This window comes from Fulvimarina uroteuthidis (genome assembly GCF_034321785.1).
GTDB lineage: Bacteria > Pseudomonadota > Alphaproteobacteria > Rhizobiales > Rhizobiaceae > Fulvimarina > Fulvimarina uroteuthidis.
This window is the reverse complement of the sequence record NZ_JAXLPB010000015.1, coordinates 1-8104: the sequence shown is the minus strand read 5'-3', so window position 1 is coordinate 8104 and position 8104 is coordinate 1. Positions and strand designations below refer to the sequence as shown.

At 67.0% G+C, this 8104-nt stretch carries 8 protein-coding genes, 2 tRNA genes and 1 pseudogene; 6 read left to right on the top strand and 5 right to left on the bottom strand.

The window, feature by feature from the left end; translation table 11 throughout:
• The 3 genes and pseudogenes from U0C82_RS18825 to U0C82_RS18815 form a co-directional block, all read right to left on the bottom strand.
• Positions 1-257: pseudogene (locus tag U0C82_RS18825) on the bottom strand (5-aminolevulinate synthase); the annotation flags it as partial.
• Between the two features lie 160 nt (positions 258-417).
• A complete protein-coding gene (locus U0C82_RS18820) occupies positions 418-606 on the bottom strand; it encodes a hypothetical protein (protein WP_322189389.1) in 189 nt (62 codons plus the stop codon).
• A gap of 45 nt (positions 607-651) precedes the next feature.
• A complete protein-coding gene (locus U0C82_RS18815; RefSeq protein WP_322189387.1) occupies positions 652-1599 on the bottom strand; it encodes an NAD-dependent epimerase/dehydratase family protein in 948 nt (315 codons plus the stop codon).
• 99 nt (positions 1600-1698) lie between these two features.
• Between U0C82_RS18815 and U0C82_RS18810 the strand changes: the two genes are divergently transcribed.
• From U0C82_RS18810 to U0C82_RS18800, 3 genes are all read left to right on the top strand, one after another.
• A complete protein-coding gene (locus U0C82_RS18810) occupies positions 1699-2298 on the top strand; it encodes a sugar transferase (RefSeq protein ID WP_322189385.1) in 600 nt (199 codons plus the stop codon).
• Positions 2299-2377: 79 nt separating this feature from the next.
• Complete coding sequence (locus tag U0C82_RS18805) at positions 2378-3712, top strand: NAD(P)H-dependent oxidoreductase (protein WP_322189383.1); 1335 nt, start codon at positions 2378-2380, stop codon at positions 3710-3712.
• Positions 3699-4472 carry an endonuclease/exonuclease/phosphatase family protein gene (locus tag U0C82_RS18800; protein ID WP_322189382.1) on the top strand — a complete coding sequence of 258 codons (774 nt, stop codon included), beginning with the start codon at positions 3699-3701 and terminating at the stop codon, positions 4470-4472. The genes U0C82_RS18805 and U0C82_RS18800 overlap by 14 nt, the downstream gene beginning before the upstream one ends.
• Positions 4473-4547: 75 nt before the next feature.
• Here U0C82_RS18800 and rlmB read toward each other — a convergent pair whose 3' ends face one another.
• Entirely contained in the window at positions 4548-5357 is an 810-nt protein-coding gene (gene rlmB / locus U0C82_RS18795) for a 23S rRNA (guanosine(2251)-2'-O)-methyltransferase RlmB (protein ID WP_322189380.1), read from the bottom strand.
• Positions 5358-5554: 197 nt separating this feature from the next.
• Here rlmB and U0C82_RS18790 point away from each other — a divergent pair.
• Positions 5555-5639: transfer RNA gene (locus U0C82_RS18790), tRNA-Tyr, on the top strand.
• Between the two features lie 24 nt (positions 5640-5663).
• A tRNA-Gly gene (locus U0C82_RS18785) sits at positions 5664-5737 on the top strand.
• 192 nt (positions 5738-5929) lie between these two features.
• Here U0C82_RS18785 and recQ read toward each other — a convergent pair.
• Complete coding sequence (gene recQ, locus U0C82_RS18780) at positions 5930-7741, bottom strand: DNA helicase RecQ (protein WP_322189378.1); 1812 nt, start codon at positions 7739-7741, stop codon at positions 5930-5932.
• Positions 7742-7981: 240 nt separating this feature from the next.
• Between recQ and U0C82_RS18775 the strand changes: the two genes are divergently transcribed.
• On the top strand, positions 7982-8104 hold a 123-nt coding region (locus U0C82_RS18775), incomplete at its 3' end, for a GTP-binding protein (RefSeq protein WP_322188817.1).

The window sequence follows — 8104 nt, the reverse complement described above, 5'->3', positions numbered from 1 at the left end:
ATGTTGCGCGTGCCGCCGGCGCCCGAGCCCATGGCCGAGACCGTGTCCTTCATGGCGGCGACGACCTTCTCGTTCTGGCCCATGCCCAGATAGTCGTTCGAGCACCAGACGGTGATTTCGCGGGCCTCGCCCTCATGGCGCCAGATCGCGCGCGGAAACCGGCCGGAGATGCGCTCCAGATCGGCGAACACCCGGTAGCGCTTTTCGGCGTGCAGGGCTTCGATCGCTTCTGAAAAATGCCGGGCGTAATCACACATCTGAAACTCCTTACATCGGAATCGTTCTAAGTCGCAGCACCCCGAAAGTCCATGCCGGGACGTCTTTTCACCGAAGCGGGTGCCGATTCCGATCGATCACCGCCGTGGCGCCTCGTCGTGGACGCCAGCAGGCGGGACGCCGAAGCGCAGGCCGGGCCCGTCATGTTTCCTCACCGTCCGAGCATGTCCCATCGTCCGCCGCGTCGACCGCCCCGGCGTCCGATCCCATCAAACTTCCGCGATCGCGCCGTGCGCGGGCCTGGTCCTTGCGTCGTTTCAGATTGGACCGCAGTTCGCGCTGCAGCCGCGCCTTGCGAAGGGTCTGCTCTTTCGTCTGTTCTTCACTCATCGGGGTCGCGATGCCTTGATCTGGATCAATCGGGAAAACATCGGTTCAGTGGCCGGTCCTGTCTCCGGCATCCCGCAGCATTGCCGCGATCGTATCGCCCTCGGGTCGCCATGTCGTGTCCGCGGCGAGACGCTGCCAGTCCAGAACGAAGGGTTTTTGAAAGTTTTCCAATGTTTTCGCCAGTCCGAGCGGTTTTGTCGCGAGGGTTACGGCCCATGCCGGAACGGGGACGATCAGCGGTCGGCGTCCGAGCCCCCGCCTTATTCCCGCGACGATCTCGCGGGGCGTATGCGGCGTTTCGTCCGCCACGAGATAGGCCGCACCGTCGGCGCCCTCGCGCTCGATCACGGCAAGGATCGCGGCAACGAGCGATGCGACCGACACGACGCTTCGCGGCCGAAGACCTGTCGGCATCGGGATCGGCGCCGCGGTTTGGGCGAGGCGCTGGAGCGCGGCGACCATGCCGCGCCCGCCCGCACCGTAGACCGGGGCCGGCCGAAGGATCGTCAGGCCCATTCCCGTGGCTTGCGTGACCGCGCGGGCCGCATCCTCGCCTTCGGCTTTCGAGCGCGCATAGGCACTGGCCGGTTGAACCGGCGAATCCTCCCGAATGGCCGTCGGCTGCGGCCCATGAACGTTGGCGGTGCTGAGATAGATGAAGTGCCGGACGCCGGCGTTCGCAGCAGCGCGGGCGAAGGCTCGCGTGCCGTCGCGGTTGGCCCGCAGAAGGGTTCCGGGTTCGCTCGACGCCCGGTCGCGGCGATCGGGATTGAGGGCGGCGAGATGAAGGGCGACATCGAACCCGCGTTCACCGGTCAGCCCGTCGGGGTCGAGCGAAGCGAGATCGGCCGGAGCGTGGAGCCGGCCCTTTTGCGCCGCGTTCGATGCCGCGTCCCGGCGTGCCAGCGGCACGGCCTGGTGGCCGAGAGCCGCCAGTCGCGGCATCAGGTGCCGGCCGACAAATCCCGATGCGCCGCTGACGATGATCCTCAAGCCTGTCTCCCGATCGTGGCTTTGCCGAAGGTCCACAAACTTTTGCGCGTCGCGCGATGTGAAATGCAAACCGTTTGGAGCCGTGCTAGCACGTTTGCCATGAAACGTGCGTTCGACATTCTGGCAAGTCTCGCAGGGCTTGTCCTCACCGGCTGGCTGATCGTGCTGCTCGCTCTTCTCGTTCGCCGCGAGAGCGATGGCCCCGGCCTGTTCCGCCAGGAACGCGTGGGATTTCGCGGCCGGCCGTTCCATTGCTACAAGCTGCGGACCATGAAGCGCGAGACGCCGAGCGGCGCGTCCCACGACACGCCGGCCGCCTTCGTGACGCCGCTCGGTGCAAGGCTACGCCGCTACAAGCTCGACGAACTGCCCCAGCTCTGGAACGTTTTGAAGGGCGAGATGAGCCTTGTCGGCCCGCGGCCCTGCCTTCCGATGCAGGCGGAACTGATCGCGGCGCGCGAACGCCACGGCGCGTTCTCGGTGAGGCCCGGGATCACCGGGCGCGCCCAGGTCGCCGGCATCGACATGTCGGATCCCCAGCGGCTCGCGGTGATCGATGGAGCCTATGCGAGCGGGCGGAGTTTCATCGAGGATATCCGGATCATCGTCGCGACCGTGCTCGGCTCGGGGCGCGGCGACCGGGTCGCGCTCGAAGCGATGCCGCTCGAGGACAGCGGGAAACGCGCCGGCGACCCGTGATGCGGGCTTCCTGCCCCGACCACAAACGGGCCTTGCAGACAGGCAGGGCCCAGCCAACGAGACTGGAAGGACCAGCCGCATGATCGACCGGGTCGGCTTTGCCGCAGAACTGAGCGCCTATGCCGAAGCCAACGGCCCGGTCACCATCGGCCTTGCGGGGGCCGGCCAGATGGGAACCGACATCGTGGTCCAGACCGCGCTGATGGTCGGCTGCCGCGTCGGTGCGATCGCGGCCCATTCGCCGAGACGCCCCATGGAGGCGATCGCGATCGCCGGCTACGATGCCGGGCATGGCGTTCAGGCGAATTCGCCCGACAGGATCGACGCCGCGATCGAGATGGGCAGGATCGCGGTGACGACGGATATCGAGCATCTTTGCGCGGCGGGCCGGGTCGACGTCATCGTCGATGCGACGGGAAGTCCGGAGATCGGCACGCAGCTCGCGCTCGCGGCCATCCGCAACGGCAAGCATATCGTGATGCTGAACGTCGAGGCCGACATTACCGTCGGCCGCATGCTGGCCCGCAAGGCGAAGGAGGCCGGCGTCGTCTATACCGGCTCTGCGGGCGACGAGCCGGCGTCGACCCTCGAGCTCATCTCGTTCGCGCAGACCCTCGGCATGGAGGTGATCGCGGCCGGCAAGGGCAAGAACAACCCGCTGCGCCACGACGCGGTGCCGCAGGAGTACGAGGAGGAAGCACGCCGGCGCGACATGAACGCCCGCATGCTGGTCGAGTTCATCGACGGCTCGAAGACCATGGTCGAGATGACGGCCATCGCCAATTGCACCGGCCTCGTTCCGGACGTGCCCGGCATGCACGGACCGGAGGCGACCACCGAGACGCTGGGGCAGGTGCTGGCGACGCATGAGGATGGCGGCATCCTGTCGAAATCGGGATGCGTCGATTTCACCATCGGCAAGGGCGTCGCGCCCGGCGTGTTCTGCATTGTCAAGCCGCGCCACCCGCGCGCGATCGAGCGCATGGCCGATCTGAAGGTCGGGCCCGGCCCGTGCTTCGGCCTCGTGCGGCCGTTCCATCTGACGAGCCTCGAAACGCCGCTTTCGGCAATCCGCGCGGTGATGCGCGGCGAGCCCGACATGGTGCCGCTGGACCGTCCGGTGGCCGAATGCGGTGCGGTCGCCAAGCGCGACCTGGAAGCCGGCGAGACACTCGGCAAGATCGGCGAGACCCAGTATCGCGGTTTCGCCATGACCTGGGAGGATGGCCGCGACCGGCGCGCCCTCCCGCTGGGGCTCGGCGAACATTCCAGGGTGCTGAAGCCGGTGAGGAAAGGCGAACTCCTGACGCGCGACAATTGCCAGCCCGACCGGAGCCTGACCGTGACACGAATGCGCGACGAACTCGACCGGGCGGACGGATGGACGACGCAGGCCGCGCATGAGCCCGCCTGACAGGCCTGCCGACACCATCCGCATCATGTCGTGGAACATTCATGGCACGATCGGCCGCGGCCGAAAGGCGAATCGGCAACGGACGCTCGAGGAGATCGGGCGCATCCGGCCCGACATTCTGGTCCTGCAGGAGGTCGACGAGCGCACCCGGCTCGGCCGGCCGGCCGGCGCGTTCGACTTCTTCCGCGCGGGCCTGACCGAGCGCCTTCTTGCCGAAGGCCATGATCCGTCCGACCATGCCGTCGACGTGAGGACCGGCGGTCGGCGGGACTGTGAGTGCGGCAATCTTCTGTGGTCGCGGTTCCCGGTGCGCGCGTCGAGGATCATCCCGCTGCCGGGTCCGGATATCGAGCGGCGCAAGGTCATCGAGGTCGAGCTTCACACGGGGTCTGCGCCCTTGCGCATTCTGGGCACCCATTTCGCCTTGCTGCCGACCACCCGGCTGAAGCAGGCGCGGACCGTGCGCGACAGGATCGTCGGCGCGCCTTCCGGCAGCTGCGCGGGCAAAGTTCCGACGCCGACCATCGTTCTCGGCGACCTCAACGAATGGACGCCGCGCGGCTGGGTCCATGCCGTCCTGTCTGAGCACCTGCCGAACGTCGTCGCTCCGAAGACCTGGCCGGAGCGGTTCGCGATCGCACCGCTCGACCGGCTCTATGCCTCGCGCGAGATCGAGATCGTCGCGTCCCATGCGGACGCGCGGGCCGGCCAAGCGTCCGATCACCGCCCGATCGTCGTCGATTTCCGGATCGGGCCTTGACCGATCGGACGGACCGGCCGGTGCCATCCCGCGTCTAAAACTTCGGCTTTCCCCCGAAACCGGCGGGATGCCGGATCAGGGCTTCAGCCGCCGGCGCGTTGCGTAAAGCGCGATGGCCGCCGCGTTGGAGACGTTCAGGGAGCGGATCGCCCCCGGCATTTCGAGCCGCGCCAGCGCATCGCAGGTCTCGCGCGTCTTCTGGCGCAGGCCCTTGCCCTCGGCCCCGAGCACGATCGCGACCTTGTCCGCGTCCAGCGCGTCCTCGAAGCTCGTCTCGCCGTCCGAATCGAGCCCGATGGTGCGGAAGCCGAGCTTCGAGAGCTTTTCCAGCGTTTCGGCCAGGTTTCGGACTTCGATCTGCTTCACATGCTCCAGCGCGCCGGACGCGGCCTTGGCAAGGACGCCGCCTTCCTGCGGGGAATGGCGCGAGGTGGTGATCATGCCGTCCGCCGCGAAGGCCGTCGCCGAGCGCAGGATCGCCCCGACATTGTGCGGATCGGTGACCTGATCGAGCACGAGAATCAGCGACGCATCGCCGAGTGCGTCGAGCCGCAGCGGCGCGAGCGCCTCGGTTTCCAGAAGCACGCCCTGATGCACCGCATCGCCGTCCAGAAGCTTGTCGATCGCCTTCGGATCGACGATCTCCACCGGGCAGTGAATGTCGGCCTCCTTCACGTCGAGCCGGGCCAGCGCGTTGCGCGTGACGAGCAGACGATGCAGCACGCGGTCCGGGTTCATCAGCGCCGCCGACACCGTATGGATGCCATAGAGCCTGAGGGGCTCGGGTGCCGCCGGATCGTTCGAACGCTTCTGGTCGCGGTGGGCGCGGCGCAGATTTGCGTAGTGGGAATCTTTGGGCGTGTGTGTCGGCTGATCTTTGCTCATGGAATTGCCTTATCGAAGGGCAGGGCGGGCGACAACAGACGGGATCGCTCCATCCGATCGAATTTCCGCCTCGAAGAATGCCGGATTCACCCGTTGACAGACGGGGGCTGTCCGATCATAACCCGTCCCGTTGCGAACGGCACCGCCGGGCGCGACACCGGTTTGATGCGGTTTCGACGGCATCGAGACGGCGGCTCGGAGGGGTGTCCGAGTGGTTAAAGGAGACGGACTGTAAATCCGTTCGCTTAGCGTACGCTGGTTCGAATCCAGCCCCCTCCACCATCGCCGCCGGACGTCCGGGTCTTCGCGGGTATAGCTCAATGGTAGAGCAGCAGCCTTCCAAGCTGAATACGAGGGTTCGATTCCCTCTACCCGCTCCAGATCCCGATCATCGCCATTCCCGACTGCTCATCTCACGGTGAACCGGCTTCGCGTCGGCTCGAATCCGGACGCGACTGCGAAGCGCGCGACGGACATTGCCTGCCCCTCGCCGTTCGGACACTGGCCGCCTCGAGGTCCGCGCTCCGGAAAGGGGTCGCCGGCGCGGCGGTCTTCTGAACGCGGCAAAGCCATCAGCCGTGCTCTGCGATGACCGCCAGGAAGGCGGCGCCGTATCGGTCGAGCTTGGCATCGCCAATGCCGGGAATGTTCGCCATGTCGGCGCGCGAGACCGGCCGGGCCGAGGCCAGGGCGATCAGCGTCTTCTCGTGGAAGATGACGTAAGGCGGCACGTTCTGCGCACGGGCCATGTCCGTCCGCTTCTGGCGCAGCGCCTGGAACAGCTCGCGATCCCCGGCGGGAACCGCGGACTGGGCGGCCGCCCGCGCAGATCCGTCCCGCGTGCGCTCGCGCCGCGCGCGTGGCGCGGACGGCACGCGCAGCATCAAGGTCGGCTTCTCGCGCAGGAAATCGCGGCCCGGCGGGGCGATCGACAGGCCGCCATGGCCGGCGAGATCGACGGCGATGAAGCGCAGCGCGATCAGCTGGCGCAGGATCGCGCGCCATGTGCGATTGTCGTATTCGGTCCCGATGCCGAAGGTTGAGACCTCCGTATGGCCGAACTGGACGATGCGGTCGTTCCTGACGCCGAGGAGAACGTCGACGGTGTAGGATTGGCCGAAACGCTCGCCGATGCGGTAGATGCAGGACAGCGCCTTCTGCGCGGCGATCGTGCCGTCGAAGAGGTCCGGCGGTTCGAGGCAGGTGTCGCAATTGCCGCACGGCTCGCACGTGTCGCCGAAATAGGACAGCAGCACCTGCCGCCGGCAGTTCGCCGTTTCGGCGAGCCCCAGGAGGGAGTCGAGCTTTTGCCGTTCCACCCGCTTGCGCAGGTCGGGCGCGTCCGATTCCTCGATGAAACGGCTGCGCAGCGCGATGTCGTCCGAGCCGTAGAGCATCAGCGTCTCGGACGGCAGGCCGTCGCGCCCCGCGCGCCCGGTTTCCTGATAATAGGCCTCGATGCTGCTCGGCAGGTCGAGATGGGCGACGAAGCGCACGTCCGGCTTGTCGATGCCCATGCCGAAGGCGATGGTGGCGACCATCACCACCGCTTCGCCGTGCTGGAAGCGGACCTGGTTGGCTTCGCGGGCGGCCTTGTCCATGCCGGCATGGTAGGCGAGCGCGTCGTGGCCCTTTTCGCGCAGCCATGCGGCGGTCTCTTCGGTCTTGCGCTTGGACAGGCAGTAGATGATGCCGCTCTCGCCGTCGTGACGCCTCAGGAACTCCGTCAGCTGGGCGCGCGGATTGTCCTTCTCCCCGATCGCATAGCGGATGTTCGGGCGGTCGAACCCGTCGATGAAGGCGTCGGCTTCCGATATATCGAGATGGCCAAGGATCTCGATCCGCGTCGGCGCGTCCGCGGTCGCCGTCAGCGCCATGCGCGGCACGCCGGCAAACCGGTCGACCAACAGGTCGAGCTGGCGATAGGAGGGCCGGAAATCATGCCCCCATTGGGAAAGGCAATGGGCCTCGTCGATGGCGATCAGCGACAGGTCCGCCCGTGAAAGGCGCTCCAGCACGTCTTGGCGCAAAAGAGTTTCGGGCGCGACGTAGAGAAGGTCGAGACGTCCTTCCTGTATGTCGCGCCACAGCGCCTGGCGCTCGTCGCCGGGCAGGTCGGAGTTCAATGCCGCCGCCTTGACGCCCGCCTGCCGCAAGGCGGCGACCTGATCGGCCATCAGCGCCAGCAGCGGCGACACGACGAGCCCCATGCCGGGCCTGACGATGGCGGGGATCTGGTAGCAGAGCGACTTGCCGCCGCCCGTCGGCATCAGCACGAAGGCGTTGTTGCCGGCGATCGCATGCTCGACGATGCGCGCCTGCGGCCCCCTGAACGCATCGTAGCCGTAGACGGTCTTGAGGATTTCGAGGGCGGTGGCGGTCATGGGCATCTGCATGGCGAATCGTGAAAGATGTTCCTCATAGCAGCTTCGCCTGCGAAACATCATCGCCGCGCCGCGCCTCGGGCTGGCCGGCCTTCCGGGATCGCAAACCGTGAATGCGCACTGCTTGCATGCCGGCCCGGCGATTCGGCGGCCGCGCTCTTGCCCTTTGCGCCGCCAGCCTTTAAATCGCGCCGGACCTTTTCACCCCGCCAGATGGCATAGAGGGCAGCGGAGAAAACAATGGGCAAGAGCAAATTCGAGCGTAACAAGCCGCACGTGAACATCGGGACGATCGGTCACGTCGATCACGGCAAGACGAGCCTGACGGCTGCGATCACGAAGTTCTTCGGCGAGTACCGCGCC